Below are 20,033 nucleotides of genomic sequence, written 5' to 3'. Positions count from 1 at the left end.
GATCGCGAACGGGCGGCGTGCGAACCAGGCGGCCGGGTAAGCGGTGCTGTGGAGCCGCCCGACCCGCGGCTCGACATTCGTCCGTGAGGGAAGGAGCCGCGTGAACGTCGACAGCATCTGGTCCTACGCACCCACGACCGGCCATGTACCAGGGCAGGACCTGACCGGCTACACCGTCGAATCGGCCGACGGCACCATCGGAGTGGCGGAGCGGGAGGCCGACCCCGCCGGGATGCTGCACCTGGTGGTGGACACCGCGGTCTGGGGGTTCGGGCGCAGCTCCCTCGTCCCGGCCGGTACCGTGACGGGCATCGACAGCGAGAACCGCACCATCACCGTGGCGTGCACCAGGTCGGAGGTGAAGGGGGCACCCCGCTTCGAGACCGACAGCGAGACCCTCGACCCGGACTACCTGGCACGGGTCGCCGCGTACTACCGCGACCTGCCGAGGCAGCGGACAGCGACCTCCTGAACGAGGGGAGACCGAGATGGCGAAGGAGCGGGAGGATACCGTCACCTGCGACCCCGAGGACGACAGCGTCGTCGTACGGGTTCGGGGTGACATCGACGCCGAGAGCGCGCCCCTGCTGAAGGAGGCGCTGCGCACGGCCCGGCGGTCACCGTCGGTGTGTACCGTCGTCGACCTGTCCGCAACGGAGTTCGCCGACTCCTCGATCCTGCACGTGCTGCTGGAGGAACAGGAGACCCACCGGCTGGCCGGCCGGCCCATGGTGGTGGCGGGACCGTTCAACGAGAGCATCGAAAGGCTGTTTGAGGTGACTGGCACCACGGGGTACTTCGTCTTCACCGATGACGTCACGACGGCAACGGAGGCGCCCAGGGCAGTGACGGAACGGTGAGTGACACCGTGCGTCCGGCCGCCCTGTCGGGGCCGTTGTCCGAGGAAGCGCCGGCGGACCCGGGAGTGGCGAGCGCGGCCACCGCCCGCGCCCACGCCCGCGCGGTGGTGCGGGAGCAGTGGAACTCGCCGTCCCGCACGGCCCGCGACGAGGACGTCATCGATCTGCTGCTGGTGGTGTCGGAGCTGGTCACCAACGCGATCAGGCACGGCGAGGGACTGGCGGGCTTCGAGGTGTCCGTCGCTGACGACGGCATCAGGCTGCTCGTCCACGACCACAGCGACGCCGTGCCGCGCAGCGCGGCGGGCGCGGCCCCGCCCGGACACCGGGTCAACGGCTACGGCTGGCCGCTCGTCCAGCGGCTGGCCCGCGAGGTCGCCGTCGAACGGCGCCCGGGCGGCGGCAAGACCATCGCCGTCCTGGTGCCGCTGCGCGCCGTGCCCACCTCCGCTCAGACCCGCGAGCGGGACTGACCGGCCGCCGCGCGGCGGCCGGTCAGCGGAAGACGTCGTCCGACTCGTCCCAACCGGGCGGCTCCTCGGGGACGTTCGGCCGCGGGGAGCGGGAGCGGGCCTGGTACATGGAGTCGATCTCCGCCGCGTAGTGCTCGACGATCGCGTCCCTGCGCAGCTTCATCGACGGTGTCAGCAACCCGTTGGCGACCCCGAACGGCTGCGCCAGCACCCGGAACACCCGGATCGACTCGGCCCGCGAGACCGTGCTGTTGGCCGCGGCCACCGCCCGCCCGATCTCCTCGCGCAGCGCGTTCTCCTCCCGGGCCTCCCGGCTCGGTGTGTCGCTCCGCAGCGACAGCGAACCGCGCCAGTACGCGAGGAACTCGGGGTCCAGGGTGATCAACGCGCCCACGCAGGGCCGGTTGTCGCCCACCACGACCGCCTGGTGGATCAGCGGATGCGTCCGCAGCCGCTGTTCGAGGGCGGCCGGCGCGACGCTCTTGCCGCTGCTGGTGACCAGGACGTCCTTGGTGCGTCCGGTGATCGTCAGATACCCGTCGGCGTCCAGCCAGCCGAGGTCCCCGGTGGCCAGCCAGCCGCCGCGCAGCACGGCCCGGGTCGCCTCCTGCTCGTTGAGGTACCCCTGGAACACCGTGCGCCCGCGCACCATGACCTCGCCGTCGTCGGAGAGCATCAGGTCGACGCCCGGCAGCGGCCGGCCGACCGTCCCCGACTTCTCCCGCCCCAGCGGCTGCATGGTCACCCCGCCGCCGGTCTCGGTCAGCCCGTAGCCGTCGTTCACATAGACGCCGATGCCCTCGTAGAAGTGCGAGAGTTCACGGCTGAGCGGCGACCCGCCCGAGGTCCCCCTGACCACCCGGCCGCCGAACGCGAGGCGGAGCCTGCGGTACACCGTCCGCTCGAACAGGGCGTGCTGCAGGCGCAGATCGAGCCCGGGGCCCGGACCCTCGCCCAGCCGCTGCCGCTCCAGGGCCGCCGCGAAGTCCCGCGCGGTGCTCGCGGCCCGCTCGAACAGCGCCCCGCGCCCGTCCTGGTGGGCGGTGTGGTGGAAGGTCTTGTACATCTTCTCGAAGACCGACGGCACCGCGTAGAAGTAGGTCGGCCGGAACGAGCGCAGCGCGGCGGCCAGCGCCTCGCCGCTCAGATCCGGCTCGTGGCCCATCAGCAGGCCGCCGCGGACACAGAGGTTCTGGATCATCAGGCCGTACACGTGCGAGAACGGCAGGAAGGCGAGCACCGACCCCTGTTCGCCGGGCGGCGCCGCCGTCTGTCTCCACCCTTCGAGGAGCGTGTCGCAGGAGCTGGCCAGGTTGAGGTGGCTGAGCGCGCACCCCAGCGCGCGGCCCGTCGTCCCCGAGGTGTAGGCGATCACGGCCGTCGAGTCGGGCAGCACGATCCGGCGCAGCGAGTCGACGGTCGTCATCGGCACCGACTCGCCCCTGGCCGTCAGCTCGTCGAGCGCCCCCGAGTCCAACTGCCAGACGTGGCGCAGCAGCGGCAGCGCCCCGCACACCGATCCGACCGTCATCACGGCCTGTTCGTCCTCGACGACCACGGCCACGCACTTGGCGTCCCGCAGGATCCACTCGACCTGGTCGCGGGAGGACGTCGGGTAGATCGGCACCACCTCGGCGCCCACCGTCCACAGCGCGTAGCTCAGGACCGTCCACTCGTAGCGGGTCCTGGCCATGATCGCGACCCGGTGCCCCGGTGAGATCCCCGAGGCGATCATGCCCTTGGCGAGACCCACCACCTCGTCCCGCAGTCCGGCCGCGGACACCTCCTCCCAGACGGAGGAGCCGGGCGCGGGCCGCCGGGCGAGCACCGGGAGGTCGGGGGTCCTGACCGCCGTCTCGAAGACACTGTCGGCGAGCCCGCCGGTCAGGGGCGAGACGGGGGTGGGAGCGAGGGCGTAGGCGCGCATGCGCTGCTCCTGACGTGTACGGGTGCGACTCCACCGACGTGAACCGTTTCGGCGGTGCTCGAATCTAGCCGAGGCGGGACCGGTCGGTGTCGTGATCCGACAATTGGCCCGGGGCCCGGTTCAGATGCCGGGCCGCGCGACCGACCCTCCCTCCCGGCATCTACAGTGCTGTAGAAATTTTTCGTGGAAGGCGATCACCCGACATGCCGGAGCAGCAAGTCCCGTTGACCGAGATTCAGTTACGGTCGACCCGTCACGACCTGGCACAGTGGTGCCGCGCCCGCACCGACGCCCGCTGGTTCGCGGTGACGGTCCTGGTCGTGATCCTCCTCAACGCGGCGCTGCTGGGCCTGGAGACCTACTCCGGGCTCGCCGCGCAGTGGCACCGGCCGTTGCGCCTGGCCGAACACACCTGCCTGGCGGGGTTCACCGTCGAGATCCTGATCCGGCTCGGGGCGCACGCCGACCGCCCGCGCGACTTCTGGAAGGACCCCTGGAACCTCTTCGACCTCGCCGTGGTGCTCTGCGCCTTCCTGCCCGTGGTGCGCGAGAACACCACGATCCTGCGGCTGCTGCGGCTGGCCCGGGTGCTGCGCACCGCCCGCTTCCTGCCCCAACTGCGCATCGTGCTGGCCGCGGTGGTCCGCAGCCTCCCCGGCACCCTCAGCTTCCTGCTGGTGGGCGCGCTGCTGCTGTACGTGTACGCGATGGTCGGCTGGGTCTTCTTCGGCCGCGCCGACCCCCAGCACTACGGGTCCATCGGCCGGGCGGTGCTGACCCTCTTCCTCCTCATGACCCTGGACGGCATCGGGGACGCCGTCCACGCGGGCCTCGAGGTCTCCCGCTGGAGCATCCTCTACTACGCCTCCTATGTGCTGCTCGCCTCGTTCGTGCTGGTCAACGTCCTCATCGGGGTGGTCATCACCTCCCTCGACGAGGCCCGGGAGTCGGAACGCGACGAACTCCGCCCGGCGAGGGGCCCCGAGGAGCCGCTGCGGGACCGCATCACCGAGGCACGCCTGGCCCTCGACGCCCTGGAACGCGACCTCGCCGCGCACTCGGGCGGGCGGGCGCTAGGCGGGCCGTAGCCAGACGGTGGCCAGCGGCGGCAGGGTGAGCCGGAGACTCGCGGGGCGCCCGTGGGCACCCCGCGCCCGCGGGGTGAGCGTCCCGGAACCGGTCGTCACCCCGCTGCCGCCGTAGCGCTCCGCGTCGGTGTTCAGGACCTCGCGCCAGCCGGCGACGGTGTCCGGGACGCCGACGCGGTAGTCGTGCCTGACCACGGGGGAGAGGTGGCAGACCGCCAGCAGCGGATCGCCCGCCGCGTCCAGGCGCAGATAGGCGAAGACGTTGTCGTCCGCCGCGTCGCCGGTGATCCACTGGAAGCCGGACGGGTCCGTGTCGCGCTGCCAGAGGGCCGGGGTGGCGGTGTAGAGGGTGTTGAGGTCGCGGACCAGGTCGCGCACGCCCCGGTGGTCGGCCTCGGCGCCGTACGCCGGGTCGAGCAGCCACCAGTCGGGGCCGTGCGCCTCGGACCATTCGGCGCCCTGCGCGAACTCCTGCCCCATGAAGAGGAGTTGCTTGCCCGGGTGGGCCCACATGTGGGCGAGGTAGGCGCGCAGGTCGGCCCGCCGCTGCCACCAGTCGCCCGGCATCTTCGAGACCAGCGACCGCTTGCCGTGCACCACCTCGTCGTGCGAGATCGGCAGGATGTAGTTCTCGCTGTAGGCGTAGATCATCGAGAACGTCATCTCGTGGTGGTGGTACTTGCGGTGCACCGGCTCATGGGCCATGTACTCCAGGGAGTCGTGCATCCACCCCATGTTCCACTTCAGGCCGAAGCCGAGGCCGCCGCTGTCGGTGGGCCGGGTGACCCCGTCCCAGGCGGTGGACTCCTCCGCCAGCGTCATCACCCCGGGCGCCCGCCGGTACACGGTCGCGTTCATCTCCTGGAGGAAGGCGACGGCGTCCAGGTCCTCCCGTCCGCCGTGCACATTGGGCGTCCACTGCCCGGAGTCGCGCGAGTAGTCGAGGTAGAGCATCGAGGCGACGGCGTCCACCCGCAGCCCGTCGATGTGGAACTCCTCGCACCAGTACACGGCGTTCGCCACCAGGAAGTTGCGCACCTCGGTCCGCCCGAAGTCGAACTCCAGGGTGCCCCAGTCCGGATGCTCGGCCCGCCGGGTGTCCCCGGGCTCGTACAGCGGCTCCCCGTCGAACCTGGCCAGCGCCCAGTCGTCCTTGGGGAAGTGGGCGGGCACCCAGTCGAGGATCACCCCGACACCGGCCCGGTGCAGCGCGTCGACGAGGTACCGGAAGTCGTCCGGGGTGCCGAGCCGGGAGGTCGGCGCGTAGAAGCCGGTGACCTGGTAGCCCCACGAGCCGCCGAACGGATGCTCGGCGACCGGCATCAACTCCACGTGCGTGAAGCCGAGATCGCGGACATAGGCGGGCAGCTCATCGGCGAGCTGACGGTACGTCAACCCTGGTTTCCAGGACGGCAGATGGACCTCGTACACCGACAACGGCGCCTCGTGCACCGGGACCGCGCCGCGCCGCGCCATCCACTCCTGGTCCCGCCACTGGTGGTGCGCGGCCGTCACCACGGACGCCGTGGCGGGCGGCACCTCGGTCGCGCGGGCCATCGGATCCGCCTTCAGGAACCGGCCGCCGTGGCGCGAGGTGATCTCGAACTTGTAGTGGGCGCCCTCCCCGATGCCCGGCACGAACAGCTCCCACACCCCGGCGGAGCCCAGCGACCGCATGGGCAGCGCCGTCCCGTCCCAGCAGGTGAAGTCGCCGGTGACCCGCACACCCCGGGCGTTCGGCGCCCAGACCGTGAACCGGGTGCCCGCCACGCCCTGGTGGACGATCGGCTCGGCGCCGAGCGCCTTCCACAGCTGCTCGTGGCGGCCCTCGCGCACCAGATGCAGATCGACCTCGCCGAGCGCCGGCAGGAACCGGTACGGGTCCTGCGTCTCGTGCTCGCCGTCCGCGTAGGTCACCAGCAGCGTGTACGCGGGGATCGCGGCGAGCGGCAGCACCCCGGAGAAGAGTCCGTCGCCCTCCGGCAGCAGCGGCCGGCGCAGACCGTCCACGACGACACTCACCGTCCGGGCGTACGGACGCAGCGCCCGGAACACGATCCCGTCCGGCACCTGGTGGGCACCGAGCAGCGCGTGCGGATCGTGGTGACGGCCGCCGAGCAGCCGGTCCCGGTCGTCGGGCGCCAGGGCGGGCGCGGCCCCGCACGGACCGGCCACCGGGGTCAGCGGGCCGGACGGCTCGGGGAGCGAGGTGTCACGCAGGGCCACGGGGGTCAGCCTCCTCTTACGGCGAGACGCTCGATCGCCGCCATCGGTACGGGGAGCCAGTCAGGGCGGTGCCGGGCCTCATAGAGGACCTCGTAGACGGCTCGGTCGGTCTCATGGGCGCGCAGCAGCGCGTGTTCGGTACGCGGGTCCCAGTCCGCCCGCTCGGCGTAGCCCGCGCAGAACGCCTCGCGGCAGCGGCGGGCCCACTGAGGACGCCAGGGCCTGCGCTGGCGGGCCGCGTAGTCGAAGGAGCGCAGCATGCCGGCGATGTCCCGCACCGGGGACTGCGGCGCGCGCCGCTCCGCGAGCGGCCTGGACGGCTCGCCCTCGAAGTCGATGACGAACCACTGCCCGCCGGTCCGCAGCACCTGCCCCAGATGCAGATCGCCGTGCACGCGCTGGACGGCGGGCCCGGGGCCGCAGGCGGTGAGCGCGTCGAACGCGGCGCGCAGACCGCGGACATGGGGCCGCAGCGCGGGGACGACGCGGGCGGCCGCGGTCAGCCGCTCGGCCATCGCGGCGGCCGTCCGCCCGCCGTCGTCGTGACCCCCGCACGGGAAGGCCGACGCGAGCGCGAGATGCACCTCGGCCATCGCCTCGCCCAACTCCCAGGAGGCGTCGGTGAAATCGTCCTCCGAGGCGAGCGCCCGCAGCGCCAGCGCCCAGCCGTCGCGGGCGTCGGGCAGATACGGCTGGAGCACACCGAGGGTGGCGCCCATCGGGTACGTGGTGCGGAACCACGCCACCGGCGCGGGCACCCGCCCGCATCCCCGCGCGGTCAGCGCGCCCGGCACCTCCAGATCGGGGTTCACACCGGGCTCGATACGACGGAACACCTTGAGGATGAAGGAATCGCCGTACACCAGGGAGGAGTTGGACTGCTCCGTCTCCAGCAGCCGAGGCTGGAGGCCGGCGGGCACCCGCACCGCGGGGTCGGCCTCGAAGCGCAGCGGTCCCGCGGTGCCGGGGTGGCGCAGCCGCTCCAGCAGGAACCGGGCCGAGCGGGGGTCGTGGAGGGCGTCGTAGACCGTCAGCCCGGCCAGCGGCCCCTGCTCCGCCCTGCCGATGAGGGCGTGCGCGAGCTGCGGCACCGGCTGCTCCCGGGTGGTGAGCAGCAGTTGGTAGCAGTCACCGGCCTCGACCAGGACGTGCAGGCAGCCGGGGAACAGCTCGGTCATCGACAGCAGGTTCGGCTCGGTCGGTGCCCGGTCCTTGCCCGCGAACCAGCGCTGCCGGGGCAGCCACTCGCGCAGCAGCCCGGCCAGCGAGGTCGGCGGCCCGGCCGTGGCGGTGCGGCGGGGGCGGAGGGTTGCGGTCTTCGGCATGGTCACGGGTCCTTTCGCTGGCTCAACGGCGGCGACTGTTCCGGGCGGGGACCCGGGTGAGCCGGAACCAGTAGAAGCCGTGGCCGCCGAGGGTCAGCAGGTACGGCAGTTCGCCGATGGCCGGGAAGCGCACCCCGCCGATCAGCTCGACGGGGTGGAGGCCGTCGAAGGCGCGCAGATCGAGTTCGGTGGGCTGCGGGAAGCGGGAGAAGTTGTTGACGCACAGCACGAGGTCGTCCTCGTGCTCGCGCAGGAACGCCAGAACGGCCGGGTTGGACGACGGCAGTTCGGTGTAGGTGCCGAGGCCGAAGGCGTGGTTCTGCTTGCGGATCTCGATCATCCGGCGGGTCCAGTGCAGCAGCGACGAGGGCGACGACATCGACGCCTCGACGTTGGTGACCTGGTACCCGTGTACGGGATCCATGATGGTCGGCAGGGACAGCCGCCCGGGGTCGCAGGAGGAGAAGCCCGCGTTGCGGTCGGGGGTCCACTGCATGGGGGTGCGGACGGCGTCGCGGTCGCCGAGCCAGATGTTGTCGCCCATGCCGATCTCGTCGCCGTAGTAGAGGATCGGTGAGCCGGGGAGGGAGAGGAGCAGGGCGGTGAAGAGTTCGATCTGGTTGCGGTCGTTGTCGAGGAGGGGGGCGAGGCGGCGGCGGATGCCGATGTTGGCGCGCATCCGCGGGTCCTTGGCGTACTCGGCCCACATGTAGTCGCGTTCCTCGTCGGTGACCATCTCGAGGGTGAGTTCGTCGTGGTTGCGCAGGAAGATGCCCCACTGGCAGCCGGAGGGGATCGCGGGGGTCTTGGCGAGGATCTCGGAGACGGGGTAGCGGGACTCGCGGCGCACGGCCATGAAGATGCGGGGCATGACGGGGAAGTGGAACGCCATGTGGCACTCGTCGCCGCCGCTGCGGTAGTCGCCGAAGTAGTCGACGACGTCCTCGGGCCACTGGTTGGCCTCCGCGAGCAGCACCGTGTCCGGGTACATCAGGTCGATCTCACGGCGGACCCGGCGCAGGAAGGCGTGACTGGCGGGCAGGTTCTCGCAGTTGGTGCCCTCGGCCGCGTAGAGGTAGGGCACGGCGTCGAGCCGGAAGCCGTCGATGCCGAGGTCGAGCCAGAACCGCAGCGCGGCCAGGATCTCCTCCTGCACCTGCGGGTTCTCGTAGTTGAGGTCCGGCTGGTGGGAGAAGAACCGGTGGAAGAAGTACTGCTTGCGGACCGGGTCGAAGGTCCAGTTGGACGCCTCGGTGTCGACGAAGATGATCCGGGCGTCCTGGTACTGCTTGTCGTCGTCGGCCCACATGTAGTAGTCGCCGTAGGGGCCTTGGGGGTCCTTGCGGGACTCCTGGAACCACGGGTGCTGGTCGCTGGTGTGGTTCATGACGAAGTCGATGATGACGCGCATGCCGCGCTGGTGGGCGGCGTCGACGAACTCGACGAAGTCGGCGAGGTCGCCGAACTCGGGGAGGACGGCGGTGTAGTCGGAGACGTCGTAGCCGCCGTCGCGCAGCGGTGACTTGAAGAAGGGCGGGAGCCAGATGCAGTCGATGCCCAGCCACTGGAGGTAGTCGAGCTTGGCGGTGAGGCCCTTGAGGTCGCCGACGCCGTCGCCGTTGCTGTCCTGGAAGGACCGGACGAGAACCTCGTAGAAGACCGCGCGTTTGAACCAATCCGGGTCCCGGTCCTTGGCGGGGGTGTCCTCGAAGGTGTCCGGGACGGGCTGGTTGACTGTCATGAGGCCGTGGCCCTCCGATCGGTGGCGGGTGGGTGCGGAACTAGCGAAGGACGTGCAGCACATGGGCCGGGGACCGCCCGGGTTCCAGGCGTACGTAGTTGCTCCTGCCCCAGTCGTAGGTCTCTCCCGTGAGTTCGTCCCTCATCGACGTGAATGCGCCCCACTCCAGGCCGAGTTGCGGCATGTCCAACGAGACCGTGGCCTCCTGGGTGTGGTGCGGGTCGAGGTTGGCGACGACGAGGACCGTGTCGTCGCCCGTGGTCTTGCTGTAGGCGATGACCGCGTCGTTGTCGGTCGGGTGGAAGCGCAGATTGCGCAGCCGGCGCAGCGCCGGGTGGCCGCGGCGGATCTCGTTGAGCCGGGTGATCAGGGGGGCGATGGTGCGGCCCTCGCGGGCGGCGGCTTCCCAGTCGCGGGGGCGGAGCTGGTACTTCTCGGAGTCGAGGTACTCCTCGCTGCCCTCGCGCAGCGGGGTGTTCTCGCAGAGTTCGTAGCCGCTGTAGACGCCCCAGGTGGGGGAGAGGGTGGCGGCCAGGACGGCGCGGACCTCGAAGGCGGGCCTGCCGCCGTGCTGGAGGAAGGCGTGCAGGATGTCGGGGGTGTTGACGAAGAGGTTGGGCCGCATCGACGCGGCGCTCTCCCCGGATAGTTCGGTGAGGTAGTCGGTGAGTTCGGGCTTGGTGGTGCGCCAGGTGAAGTAGGTGTACGACTGCTGGAAGCCGATCTCGCCGAGGGTGCGCATCATCGCCGGGCGGGTGAACGCCTCGGCGAGGAAGACGACGTCGGGGTCGGCGCGGTTGATCTCGCCGATGACCCGCTCCCAGAACACCACGGGTTTGGTGTGCGGGTTGTCGACGCGGAAGATCCGCACCCCGTGGCCCATCCACAGCCGCAGCACCCGTACCGTCTCCGCGACGAGTCCTTCGAGGTCGGCGTCGAAGGCGACGGGGTAGATGTCCTGGTACTTCTTCGGCGGGTTCTCCGCGTACGCGATGCTCCCGTCGGCCCGGTGGTTAAACCACTCCGGGTGCTTGTCGACCCACGGGTGGTCGGGGGAGCACTGGAGGGCGAAGTCCAGGGCGACTTCGAGGCCGAGGTCACGGGCCCGCCCCACGAACCAGGCGAAGTCCTCCGTCGTGCCCAGGCGCGGGTGCACCGCGTCGTGGCCGCCCTCGGGCGAACCGATCGCCCACGGCACGCCGACGTCGTCGGGGCCGGCGGACAACGTGTTGTTGCGGCCCTTGCGAAACGTCGTGCCGATCGGGTGGATCGGCGGCAGATAGAGGACGTCGAACCCCATCCTGGCGATCTCCGGGAGGCGCCGGGCGGCCGTCCTGAACGTGCCGTGCGGCTCCTCGGGCGTGCCCTCCGAGCGCGGGAAGAACTCGTACCAGGCGCCGTACAGGGCCCGTTCACGCTCCACGAGCAGCGGCAGCGGCTCGCCGACGGTGAGCAGGTCCCGCAGCGGATGCCGGCACAGCACCGCCGTCACCTGGGCGGAGCCCGCCGCTGCCCACCGGGTGCGCACCGGCAGCCGGTCGTCGCGCAGGATCTCCGCCGCGGCCAGCACCAGGGAGCGTCCGGCGTCGGCGGGCACCCCGTCGGCGGCCCGCTCGTGCAGATCGGCGCCCTCCTCCAGGACGAGCCCGACGTCGATGCCGGCCGGGATCTTGATCCCGGCGTGGTGGTGCCAGGTGGCGAGCGGATCGCTCCACGCCTCCACGTGGTACGTCCAGCGGCCGGTGCGGCCCGGGGTGACCTCGGCGCCCCAGCGGTCGGTGCCCGGCGCCAACTCCCGCATCGGCGTCCGGGGCCCCGGACGGCCGAGCGGGTCGGTGAGGACGACGTCGGCGGCCACCGCGTCGTGCCCCTCGCGGAACACCGTCGCGGTGACCTCGAAGGTCTCTCCCACGACCGCCTTCGCCGGCCGCCTGCCGTGTTCGACGGCCGGACGGACGTCCCGGACCGGGATGCGGCCGATGGGCCGGACCGCGTGCGCGTTCATGGGGGTGTGGCCTCCGCCGTGGTCGGGCCCGGACACCGGCCGGGACGAGGTCTTCACTGCTGCGTGGGCCCGGACGGGGCGCCCGCGGGGGCGTGCCCCGGCGCGGTGGGCGATCCGTGCCGGGTGGAGAGGGCCGTACGGGGGAGGCCGGTCCGTTCGGCGCGCGGGGGCGCGCCCTTGCCTGCGCTGCCGTGCCGATACCGTTCGGCTGCGTCCGCGGCCTCGCGGGCGCACCGTTCGCCCATCAGGACGCAGAGCGAGTAGCCCGCGTCCTCGAAGGCGGAACGCACCGCGGGATCGGTCGGGGAGGCCAGCATCAGGCGTTCCCAGGCCCGGTAGCGCCGCAGGTGGCGGGCGACTTCGGCTGGGGCGGGGAGCAGCATGCGCCGATCACCTTCCGGGGCTCGATGGTGCGTCTGACGACGTCGGGCGATGGACGCGCGTGGACGGGCACGGCTCCGTCACGGGCGTCGAGGTCTTCACACATGGTGCACGCGCCGCGACCCAGCGTCTTGTTAGAACTTCAACCATCTTGTCGGCCGGGCTGCCGCCGTCCGCTCGTGTTGCACGAATGGACTAGCACTCGCACGCTGGGAACTACTCAGGATGTATCGGTGCTCACGCTGCGCGTTCACGGCCCGTCCCGCGGGGACGGCCGGCGGCGGGAGCCTCGTCGACGAGGAGCCAACGACGATGAAGACAGCAGTGCCCTGCTACTACCACCTCGACGTGGAGGTCGGCCCGGAGCGGGTCGGACAGGTCGGCCGGATCCTGGCCGCGTACTTGCGCCTGTGGGACCTGGAGACCCTGGTCGAGCCCGTCTGCCACGGCGCCGGACTGCTGCTCGGAGCCGTCGACGAGCACGCCGCCGACAAGAAGCTCTCCATCGAGATGTGGTGGAACGGCCAGCACCTGATCACCGCCGTCGGCGACGACAGCCGCGAACTGCGCCCCGACCCGGAACTGCGCGCCTGCCTGGAGCAGATCGCCGCCACCAGCGACGGCTGGGGCTGCTGCGCCACCGCCACCGGCGGCAAGGTCATCTGGTTCTCGCGACGGGCCAGGGCGGGCGAACGGATGCCCCGGGTACCGAACGTGCCGGGACCCGCCCTGCGCACCGGATGCCGACTCCCGCGCACGGCGACGGTGATGACCCTGCCCGAACGGACCGGCCCGACGCTGGAGCAGACCGGGTGACCGCGTCCCGACGCACCGGGGCGGCGCCCGTCTGGGCGGGACACCCCTACCCGCTGGGCGCCTCCTTCGACGGTCAGGGCACCAACTTCGCGCTGTTCAGCGAGGTCGCCGACGCCGTCGACCTGATCCTCGTCGACGACGACGGCACCGAGGAACGCGTCCAGGTCACCGAGTCCGACGGGTTCGTCTGGCACTGCCGGCTGCCCGGCGTCGGCCCCGGGCAGCGCTACGGATACCGGGTGCACGGGCCCTGGCAGCCGCACCTCGGCCACCGCTGCAACCCGGCGAAGCTGCTGCTCGACCCGTACGCGCGGGCGGTCGAGGGGCAGATCGACAACCACGCCTCCCTGTTCGAGCGCACCCCGGGCGGCCCGTCCCCCGCCGACAGCGCGGGACACACCCTGCTCGGCGTCGTCACCGACCCGTCCTTCGACTGGGGCGACGACCGCCCGCCCCGCAGGCCGTACGCCGAGACGGTCATCTACGAGGCCCATGTGCGCGGCCTCACCCGCACCCACCCCGAGGTGCCCGAGGCGCTGCGCGGCACCTACGCGGGACTCGCCCACCCCGCCGTCACCGGACACCTCACCTCCCTCGGCGTGACCGCCGTCGAGCTGATGCCGGTCCACCAGTTCGCCCAGGACGGCGTCCTGCGCGACCAGGGCCTCGCCAACTACTGGGGCTACAACACCATCGGCTTCTTCGCCCCGCACAACTCCTATGCCGCCGAAGGCAGTCGGGGCCAGCAGGTCGCCGAGTTCAAGTCGATGGTGAAGGCGCTGCACGCGGCCGGACTCGAAGTGATCCTCGACGTCGTCTACAACCACACCGCCGAAGGCAGCGAGTTCGGGCCCACCCTGTCCTTCCGCGGCATCGACAACGCCTCCTACTACCGGCTCGTGGACGGCGACCGGCGCCACTACTACGACACCACGGGCACCGGCAACAGCCTGCTCATGCGGCACCCCTCCGTCCTCCAGCTGATCATGGACTCGCTGCGCTACTGGGTCACCGAGATGCACGTCGACGGCTTCCGCTTCGACCTCGCGGCCACCCTCGCCCGGCAGTTCCACGAGGTCGACCGGCTGTCGGCGTTCTTCGACCTGATCCAGCAGGACCCGGTGATCAGCCGCGTCAAGCTCATCGCGGAACCCTGGGACCTCGGCGAAGGCGGCTACCAGGTCGGCAACTTCCCGCCCCTGTGGTCCGAGTGGAACGGCAAGTACCGGGACACCGTGCGGGACTTCTGGCGCTGCACCGAGCACACCCTCGGCGAGTTCGCCTCCCGCCTCACCGGCTCCTCCGACCTCTACCAGCACGGCAGGCGCCGACCGCGCGCCAGCGTCAACTTCGTGACCGCGCACGACGGTTTCACCCTGCGCGACCTCGTCTCCTACGACGAGAAGCACAACGAGGCCAACGGCGAGGACAACCGGGACGGCGAGCGCGACAACCGCTCCTGGAACTGCGGCGCCGAGGGCCCGACCGACGACCCGGCCGTCCTCGCCCTGCGCGAGCGCCAGCAGCGCAACCTGCTCGCCACCCTGCTGCTCTCCCAGGGCATCCCGATGCTCTGCCACGGCGACGAACTGGGCCGCACCCAGGGCGGCAACAACAACGCCTACTGCCAGGACAACGAGGTCTCCTGGATCGACTGGCGGGCAGCGGACGGGCACCGCGCCCTCACCGACTTCACCCGCTACCTGATCGGCCTGCGCGCCGCCCACCCGGTGCTGCGCAGGCGCCGCTACTTCCGCGGCGACACCGCCACCCACCCCGGGCAGCCGCTGCCCGACCTGGTGTGGCTGGCGCCGGACGCCCGGGAGATGACCGAGGACGACTGGGAACGCCCCGACGCGCACTCCGTCGGCGTCTTCCTCAACGGCGACGCCATCGCCGAACCCGACCCGCGCGGCCGGCCCGTCGTCGACGACTCGTTCCTGATCCTGCTCAACAGCTACTGGCAGCCGGTCGAGTTCACCCTGCCCGGCGCCGCGTACGGCGAACGCTGGACGACGCTCCTCGACACCGCCGAGCCGCAGGGGCCGCCCGACGAGACCGAGCACAAGGCGGGCGGCGCGCTGACCGTCGACGCCCGCAGCCTGGTCCTGCTCACCCGACCGGCCCGAACCGCCACCGCCACCGGGTGAGGTTGAGGCTCAGCGCTCGCCGCGCAGCGTCACCGTGAACTGGGCGCCGTCGGGGTCGCGCAGCACCGCCTCGTCGTCGCCCTTGGACAGGACGCTGCCGCCGCCGTGCTCGGCGTCCCGCACACACGCCGCCACATCGGTGACGGCGAAGTGCACCTGCCAGTGCGGCCGCAGGGTCGGGTCGGGGGCCGCGCCCAGCGCCCCCGACTCGATCCGGGCGACGACGTCGCCGCCGCTGCGCAGCACCACCTCGCCGCCCTCGTAGTGGACCTCGCAGGAGCCGGGGCGGTCCGAGGCCCACTCCAGGACCTCGCCGTAGAAGATCGCGGCGGCGAAGGCGTCCCGGGTGTGCAGCCGGATGAAGGCCGGGGCCGCGCGCCGCCAGGTCTCCCAGTTCCCGATCAGCTCGCCCTCCCAGATCCCGAAGGACGCGCCGTCCCGGTCGGCGAGCAGCGCTGCCCGGCCGGGCGGGAAGGAGAGCGGTCCGACCGCCGCCGTACCGCCGCGCTCCTGGGCGCGCGCCACCGACTGGTCGGCGCTGTTCACCGCGAAGTACGGCGTCCACGCCACCGCCATCTGCCACATGCCGGCGACGGCCGCGATCCCGGCGACCGGTGTGCCCTCCACCAGGGCCACCCGGAAGCGGTCGCCGAGCCCGGTGGGCTGCCACCGCCAGCCGAGCACCGTCGAGTAGAACTCCTGGGTGGCGTCCAGATCCCGGCTGGTCAGACTGACCCAGCAGGGGGATCCGAAGACGGAGCGCGAGGTGAGCGGCTGCGCCCCGGTCCGGGACGCGGGGCGGGTCGTGTCGTCGGTCATGGCAGTCCCGTCCTGATCTGGTCGGCCGGTGTCCACCGGTCTGCCCCCAGTGTCCGGCCGGAAGCGCCGTGCGGCCCGTCGAGTGCGACGGTGGGGCCGGTGCTCAACCGGCCTCCGCCAGCAGCTCCGCGTCCGCGTCCGCGAGGACCTCCTCGCGGACCTCCGCGAAACAGCGGTTGAGCAGCCGTGACACGTGCATCTGCGAGACGCCGAGCTGATCGGCGATGCCCTGCTGGGTCATCCCGTGGAAGAACCGCAGGTAGAGGATGGTCTGTTCGCGCTCGGGCAGCCGGTTCAGACACGGCATGACGGTCACGCGGTCCACCACGACGTCGTAGCCGGGGTCGGGGGAGCCGAGGCCGTCGCCCAGGCAGTAGCCGTCGGTGCCGAGCACCTCCGCGTCCAGGGACAGCGCGGTGAAGCACTCCAGCGCCTCCATGCCGGTGCGCACCTCGCTCTCCGTGAGCTGCGCCCGCGCGGCGATCTCGGCGACGGTCGGCGGCCGGCCCGGGGTCGTCTGGGCCAGCTCCTTGGCCGCCTTGCGGACCCGGTTGCGCAGGTCCTGCACCCGGCGCGGCACGTGCAGCGTCCACAGGTGGTCGCGGAAGTGCCGTTTGATCTCGCCGGTGACGGTCGGTACCGCGTACGACTCGAAGGCGTGGCCGCGGACCGGGTCGTAGCCGTCGACGGCCTTGACGAGGCCGAGCGCGGCGACCTGGCAGAGGTCCTCGTAGGACTCGCCCCGGCCCCGGAAGCGGCGCGCGATCCGTTCGGCCATGGGCAGCCAGGCGCCGACCAGTTCGTCCCGCAGCGCTCTGCGCGCGGGCCCCTCGGGCAGCGTCACCAGCCGCTCGAAGGCGGCGGCGGTGTCGGGGGAGTCGTCGTGGGGATGAGGGTTCGCTCTGCCGGTGGTACGCATGGAGCGCACCTCCCTAGGCCGGTGCCGGGTGGGGACACCGCGGGAGACGAACGCGCGGACCTGAGGGCCACGCCCGGAGCCCGGCACGGCGGCTCCCACGGACGTGCCTCCGGTCCGAAGCACTGAATTCCAAATTACTCCCAGGTCGCCCGCGAAACAATTCAGGGAAATGCGGTGACGCGCTGCGACCGGACGGTCATGAATGGTGGCCCGAATTCCGCCGGGTGATGATGGGCGGATGGAATCCCATGTAATCCCATGCGATCCCGTTGCCGTCCCGTGCAATTCCGGGAAGTTTCCGGGAATCCCGGGGAGCGCGCGGAGAATTCGGCAGTCGCCGACCCTCTCCGGGCGGCTCCCGCCGCCATGACCTCCGCGACCGGCTTGACCGTCTCTTGGGTTCGTTACCTCTGCTAAAGAGGTAATCTGAGGAACGTGGAACCAGAAACCTTCCCCGACGAGCTGATCGACGCCCTCGTGGGCGTCCAACGGCTCCTCCGCCGCCGGCTGCGGCCCCAGGTGGCGCCGCAGCTGCGCGGCGCCGAGATCGAGCTGCTGCGGCTCGTCGTGGCGCAGCCCGGCATCGGCATCTCGGACGCCGCCAAGGACCTGCACCTCGCGAGCAACTCGGTGTCGACACTCGTCAACCAGTTGTCGGGGCAGGGCTATCTGAGCCGCGAGAGGGACCCCGCCGACCGGCGGGCGGCCCGACTGCTGCCGACCCAGGCCGCCGAGGCCCGCCTCGACGAGTGGCGCAGGCGCCGCACCGAACTGGTGCGCGGCACCGTGTCCCGCCTCGACGAGGCGGACCGGGACGCGTTGCGCGCGGCGATCCCGGCCCTGCGCAACCTGGCCGACCGACTGCGCGAGGAGACGGAGGAGCGATGACCCGGCAGAGCCCCGACGGCCCGGACGCGGCGGTCAGCTGCACCGGCCTGGTGTACGCCTTCGGCGACACCCGCGCGGTGGACGGACTCGACCTGTCGGTGGGGGAGGGCGAGGTCTTCGGACTGCTCGGCCCCAACGGCGCGGGCAAGACCACCGCCATCCGCTGCATCACCACCCTGCTCCCGGTCCCCGCCGGCATGGTCAGGGTCTTCGGCAACGACGCCGCGCACGACCGCATGGCGGTGCGCAGACTGCTCGGCTACGTCCCGCAGCAGCTCTCCGCCGACGCCGGGCTCAGCGGCCGGCAGAACGTCTCCCTGTTCGCCCGCGTCTACGACGTGGCCCGCAAGGAGCGCGCCGAACGTGTCGCGCAGGCCCTGACCGCCGTCGGTCTCACCGACGCCGCCGACCGCCTCGCGAGCACCTACTCGGGCGGCATGGTCCGCCGCCTCGAACTCGCCCAGGCCCTGGTCAGCGCGCCCCGGCTGCTGATCCTCGACGAGCCGACCATCGGCCTCGACCCGATCGCCCGCACCGACGTCTGGGACCACATCAACGTCGTGCGCGAGGTCACCGGCATGACCGTCCTGGTCACCACCCACTACATGGACGAGGCCGACCAGTACTGCGACCGGGTCGGGCTCATGCACCGCGGCCGCATCCGCGCCCTCGGCACCCCGGACGAGCTGCGTGCGGGGCTCGGCGAACGGCGGCGCGCGGAGGGGGCGCCCGCCACGGCTCCGCTGCCCACCCTGGAGGACGTCTTCCGGGACATCGCCGGCAGCGGCCTCGACGACAAGTCAGGAGATTTCCGCGATGTCCGAAGCACCCGCCGCACCGCGCGCCGCGTCGGCTGAGCGCGCCCGCGCGAACGGCATCGGCCTGCTCGTCCGCCCGCCCGAGCCACGCGCCGGCTGGCGGCTGCTGCCCGCGAGGGTGGTGGCGATGTGCGCGGTCGAGCTGCAGAAACTCAGCCACGACCGCACCGAGCTGTACACCCGCGCGGTGCAGCCCGCCCTCTGGCTGCTGATCTTCGGTCAGACGTTCACCCACATCAAGGCGATCCCCACCGGCGGCATCCCCTACATCGACTACCTGGCGCCCGGCATCATCGCCCAGTCCGCGATGTTCATCGCCATCTTCTACGGCATCCAGATCATCTGGGAGCGCGACGCCGGCATCCTCAACAAGCTCCTCGTGACCCCGACCCCACGCTCCGCGCTCATCACCGGCAAGGCGTTCGCGGCCGGCGTGAAGTCGCTGATCCAGGCCGTCGTCGTGATCATCATCGCGGCGCTCCTCGGCGTGGCGCTCACCTGGAACCCGCTGCGGCTGCTCGGCGTCGCCGCGATCGTGATCCTCGGATCGGCCTTCTTCTCCTGCCTGTCGATGACCATCGCCGGGATCGTCCTGAGCCGCGACCGGCTGATGGGCTTCGGACAGGCCATCACCATGCCGCTGTTCTTCGCCTCGAACGCCCTGTACCCGGTGTCGGTGATGCCGGGCTGGATCCAGGCCATCAGCAAGGTCAACCCGCTCACCTACCAGGTGGACGCGTTGCGCGGCCTGCTCCTCGGCACCCCCTCGCACCTCCTGCTCGACTACGGCGTCCTGCTGGTGGCGGCCGCGGTCGGCATCACCGCCGCCTCCTCGCTGCTGGGCCGACTGGCCCGCTGATCATGGCCGTTCGACGTGATGTGCGGCACGCGCCCGCGGGCGCGCGGGCCGCACATCGGGGGATTCCCGCTGCGCACGGCTTGATCACCGATGAACCGGGGTGAATGGGCAGGCCACAGCGCATTCCACGCATTTGACAGTGTGCAGAGTACACAGATAGGAAGCACTCTCTGAGGTCGAGAGGGTGCGCTGTGTACGAGCCGAACGTGGTCGGGGACTGGCAGGAGTACGACGAGCATGACGGCCTGCGGGTGCGGGTGCACCGCCTGGAGGCGGCCGAGCCGCCCCGCGGCCGGGACGACGCGGCCGCCGGGCTCGCCTACTTCAGCCTCCGGGTGACCGTCGAGAACCGGGGCCCGAGACACCTCGGCATCCACCTGGAGGACGGCCAGATCGACGTGCGGATCGGCACCGAGGGCGAGGGCGCCTTCCTCGACTGGCGCAACTCGCAGTTCATCGAGGGCTTCGACGTCTATCCCCTGCGCCGGGCCACCGCCGTGCTGTATGCGGCGGGCCCCGAGGCGGCCCTCGGCCAGGTCGACGTGCAGATCCATCTGCGGGTCGAGGAGGAGTGGGCGAGGCGGCGGCTGTGGGCCGGCGGCGTCGGCCTGGGCGAGGACCCGGCGGGCCCGCACCAGGGCGCCGGCCGCGAGGAACTCGCCTGCCAGGTCAGCAACTTCCTGCGCGACCAGGCGGGCGGGGGCACCGCCTGAACGGTGGCCCCGCCGCCGTCGCGGG

18 protein-coding genes are annotated in these 20,033 nt (G+C 71.7%); 10 read left to right on the top strand and 8 right to left on the bottom strand.

All coding sequences use genetic code 11. The features are described from left to right. Positions 1-100 precede the first annotated feature (100 nt). The 3 genes from DDJ31_RS02115 to DDJ31_RS02105 are packed head-to-tail and all read left to right on the top strand — an operon-like array spanning position 101 to position 1,333. The gene (locus DDJ31_RS02115; protein WP_127182011.1) at positions 101-472 is read left to right on the top strand and encodes a PRC-barrel domain containing protein; all 372 of its coding nucleotides are present in this window, start codon (positions 101-103) and stop codon (positions 470-472) included. 16 nt (positions 473-488) lie between these two features. After that, the gene (locus tag DDJ31_RS02110; RefSeq protein ID WP_127182012.1) at positions 489-860 is read left to right on the top strand and encodes an STAS domain-containing protein; all 372 of its coding nucleotides are present in this window, start codon (positions 489-491) and stop codon (positions 858-860) included. Further along, the gene (locus tag DDJ31_RS02105; protein ID WP_311636670.1) at positions 857-1,333 is read left to right on the top strand and encodes an ATP-binding protein; all 477 of its coding nucleotides are present in this window, start codon (positions 857-859) and stop codon (positions 1,331-1,333) included. Before DDJ31_RS02110 ends, DDJ31_RS02105 begins: the two co-directional genes overlap by 4 nt. A gap of 22 nt (positions 1,334-1,355) precedes the next feature. Here DDJ31_RS02105 and DDJ31_RS02100 read toward each other — a convergent pair whose 3' ends face one another. Further along, entirely contained in the window at positions 1,356-3,260 is a 1,905-nt protein-coding gene (locus DDJ31_RS02100; protein ID WP_127182013.1) for an AMP-dependent synthetase/ligase, read from the bottom strand. A gap of 203 nt (positions 3,261-3,463) precedes the next feature. Between DDJ31_RS02100 and DDJ31_RS02095 the strand changes: the two genes are divergently transcribed. Continuing rightward, positions 3,464-4,348 carry an ion transporter gene (locus tag DDJ31_RS02095; protein ID WP_127182014.1) on the top strand — a complete coding sequence of 295 codons (885 nt, stop codon included), beginning with the start codon at positions 3,464-3,466 and terminating at the stop codon, positions 4,346-4,348. Here the strand turns inward: DDJ31_RS02095 and glgB are convergent. Genes glgB through DDJ31_RS02070 form a run of 5 tightly spaced genes read right to left on the bottom strand, consistent with a single transcriptional unit; the run spans position 4,334 to position 12,028 of the window. Continuing rightward, positions 4,334-6,574, bottom strand: a complete 2,241-nt coding sequence (gene glgB / locus DDJ31_RS02090) for a 1,4-alpha-glucan branching enzyme (protein WP_127182015.1) — start codon at positions 6,572-6,574, stop codon at positions 4,334-4,336. The genes DDJ31_RS02095 and glgB overlap by 15 nt on opposite strands. A 5-nt stretch (positions 6,575-6,579) precedes the next feature. Continuing rightward, positions 6,580-7,899 carry a maltokinase N-terminal cap-like domain-containing protein gene (locus DDJ31_RS02085; RefSeq protein WP_127182016.1) on the bottom strand — a complete coding sequence of 440 codons (1,320 nt, stop codon included), beginning with the start codon at positions 7,897-7,899 and terminating at the stop codon, positions 6,580-6,582. 22 nt (positions 7,900-7,921) lie between these two features. Further along, positions 7,922-9,640, bottom strand: a complete 1,719-nt coding sequence (treS, locus tag DDJ31_RS02080; protein ID WP_127182017.1) for a maltose alpha-D-glucosyltransferase — start codon at positions 9,638-9,640, stop codon at positions 7,922-7,924. Positions 9,641-9,680: 40 nt separating this feature from the next. Further along, positions 9,681-11,645 (bottom strand): alpha-1,4-glucan--maltose-1-phosphate maltosyltransferase, encoded by a 1,965-nt coding sequence (locus tag DDJ31_RS02075; RefSeq protein ID WP_127182018.1) that lies wholly within the window; start codon positions 11,643-11,645, stop codon positions 9,681-9,683. Positions 11,646-11,698: 53 nt separating this feature from the next. Continuing rightward, positions 11,699-12,028, bottom strand: a complete 330-nt coding sequence (locus tag DDJ31_RS02070; RefSeq protein WP_127182019.1) for a DUF5133 domain-containing protein — start codon at positions 12,026-12,028, stop codon at positions 11,699-11,701. Between the two features lie 310 nt (positions 12,029-12,338). Here DDJ31_RS02070 and DDJ31_RS02065 point away from each other — a divergent pair, with 310 nt between their 5' ends. Next, positions 12,339-12,842 (top strand): pep a2, encoded by a 504-nt coding sequence (locus DDJ31_RS02065; protein WP_127182020.1) that lies wholly within the window; start codon positions 12,339-12,341, stop codon positions 12,840-12,842. Beyond that, positions 12,839-14,992, top strand: a complete 2,154-nt coding sequence (glgX, locus tag DDJ31_RS02060) for a glycogen debranching protein GlgX (RefSeq protein ID WP_240678315.1) — start codon at positions 12,839-12,841, stop codon at positions 14,990-14,992. The genes DDJ31_RS02065 and glgX overlap by 4 nt, the downstream gene beginning before the upstream one ends. A 9-nt stretch (positions 14,993-15,001) precedes the next feature. Here the strand turns inward: glgX and DDJ31_RS02055 are convergent, their stop codons facing one another. Beyond that, a complete protein-coding gene (locus tag DDJ31_RS02055; RefSeq protein WP_127182022.1) occupies positions 15,002-15,811 on the bottom strand; it encodes a VOC family protein in 810 nt (269 codons plus the stop codon). 103 nt (positions 15,812-15,914) lie between these two features. Continuing rightward, on the bottom strand, positions 15,915-16,730 hold the full coding sequence (locus tag DDJ31_RS02050) for a SigB/SigF/SigG family RNA polymerase sigma factor (RefSeq protein ID WP_127182023.1): 816 nt from the start codon (positions 16,728-16,730) through the stop codon (positions 15,915-15,917). A gap of 435 nt (positions 16,731-17,165) precedes the next feature. On the opposite strand from DDJ31_RS02050, the gene DDJ31_RS02045 reads away from it, so the two are divergent. The 4 genes from DDJ31_RS02045 to DDJ31_RS02030 all read left to right on the top strand — a co-directional run bounded on the left by DDJ31_RS02045 (position 17,166) and on the right by DDJ31_RS02030 (position 20,008). Beyond that, positions 17,166-17,618 carry a MarR family winged helix-turn-helix transcriptional regulator gene (locus DDJ31_RS02045; protein WP_127182024.1) on the top strand — a complete coding sequence of 151 codons (453 nt, stop codon included), beginning with the start codon at positions 17,166-17,168 and terminating at the stop codon, positions 17,616-17,618. Then, on the top strand, positions 17,615-18,475 hold the full coding sequence (locus DDJ31_RS02040; protein ID WP_127182025.1) for an ABC transporter ATP-binding protein: 861 nt from the start codon (positions 17,615-17,617) through the stop codon (positions 18,473-18,475). Before DDJ31_RS02045 ends, DDJ31_RS02040 begins: the two co-directional genes overlap by 4 nt. After that, positions 18,435-19,295 (top strand): ABC transporter permease, encoded by an 861-nt coding sequence (locus DDJ31_RS02035; RefSeq protein WP_127182026.1) that lies wholly within the window; start codon positions 18,435-18,437, stop codon positions 19,293-19,295. Before DDJ31_RS02040 ends, DDJ31_RS02035 begins: the two co-directional genes overlap by 41 nt. Before the next feature lie 191 nt (positions 19,296-19,486). Further along, the gene (locus DDJ31_RS02030; protein WP_127182027.1) at positions 19,487-20,008 is read left to right on the top strand and encodes a hypothetical protein; all 522 of its coding nucleotides are present in this window, start codon (positions 19,487-19,489) and stop codon (positions 20,006-20,008) included. Positions 20,009-20,033 lie beyond the last annotated feature (25 nt).

This window comes from Streptomyces griseoviridis (genome assembly GCF_005222485.1).
GTDB classification, from domain to species: Bacteria; Actinomycetota; Actinomycetes; order Streptomycetales; family Streptomycetaceae; genus Streptomyces; species Streptomyces hintoniae.
The sequence above is the reverse complement of the archived record's forward strand: the minus strand, read 5'-3'. Positions and strand labels throughout refer to the sequence as shown.

Coding starts and splice junctions, on each gene's coding strand:
- DDJ31_RS02035 (WP_127182026.1), top strand. CDS start 18,435: ATGTCCGAAGCACCCGCCGCACCGCGCGCCGCGTCGGCTGAGCGCGCC.
- DDJ31_RS02085 (WP_127182016.1), bottom strand. CDS start 7,899: ATGCCGAAGACCGCAACCCTCCGCCCCCGCCGCACCGCCACGGCCGGG.
- DDJ31_RS02040 (WP_127182025.1), top strand. CDS start 17,615: ATGACCCGGCAGAGCCCCGACGGCCCGGACGCGGCGGTCAGCTGCACC.
- treS (WP_127182017.1), bottom strand. CDS start 9,640: ATGACAGTCAACCAGCCCGTCCCGGACACCTTCGAGGACACCCCCGCC.
- DDJ31_RS02065 (WP_127182020.1), top strand. CDS start 12,339: ATGAAGACAGCAGTGCCCTGCTACTACCACCTCGACGTGGAGGTCGGC.
- DDJ31_RS02070 (WP_127182019.1), bottom strand. CDS start 12,028: ATGCTGCTCCCCGCCCCAGCCGAAGTCGCCCGCCACCTGCGGCGCTAC.
- DDJ31_RS02110 (WP_127182012.1), top strand. CDS start 489: ATGGCGAAGGAGCGGGAGGATACCGTCACCTGCGACCCCGAGGACGAC.
- DDJ31_RS02050 (WP_127182023.1), bottom strand. CDS start 16,730: ATGCGTACCACCGGCAGAGCGAACCCTCATCCCCACGACGACTCCCCC.
- DDJ31_RS02095 (WP_127182014.1), top strand. CDS start 3,464: ATGCCGGAGCAGCAAGTCCCGTTGACCGAGATTCAGTTACGGTCGACC.
- DDJ31_RS02075 (WP_127182018.1), bottom strand. CDS start 11,645: ATGAACGCGCACGCGGTCCGGCCCATCGGCCGCATCCCGGTCCGGGAC.
- DDJ31_RS02055 (WP_127182022.1), bottom strand. CDS start 15,811: ATGACCGACGACACGACCCGCCCCGCGTCCCGGACCGGGGCGCAGCCG.
- DDJ31_RS02100 (WP_127182013.1), bottom strand. CDS start 3,260: ATGCGCGCCTACGCCCTCGCTCCCACCCCCGTCTCGCCCCTGACCGGC.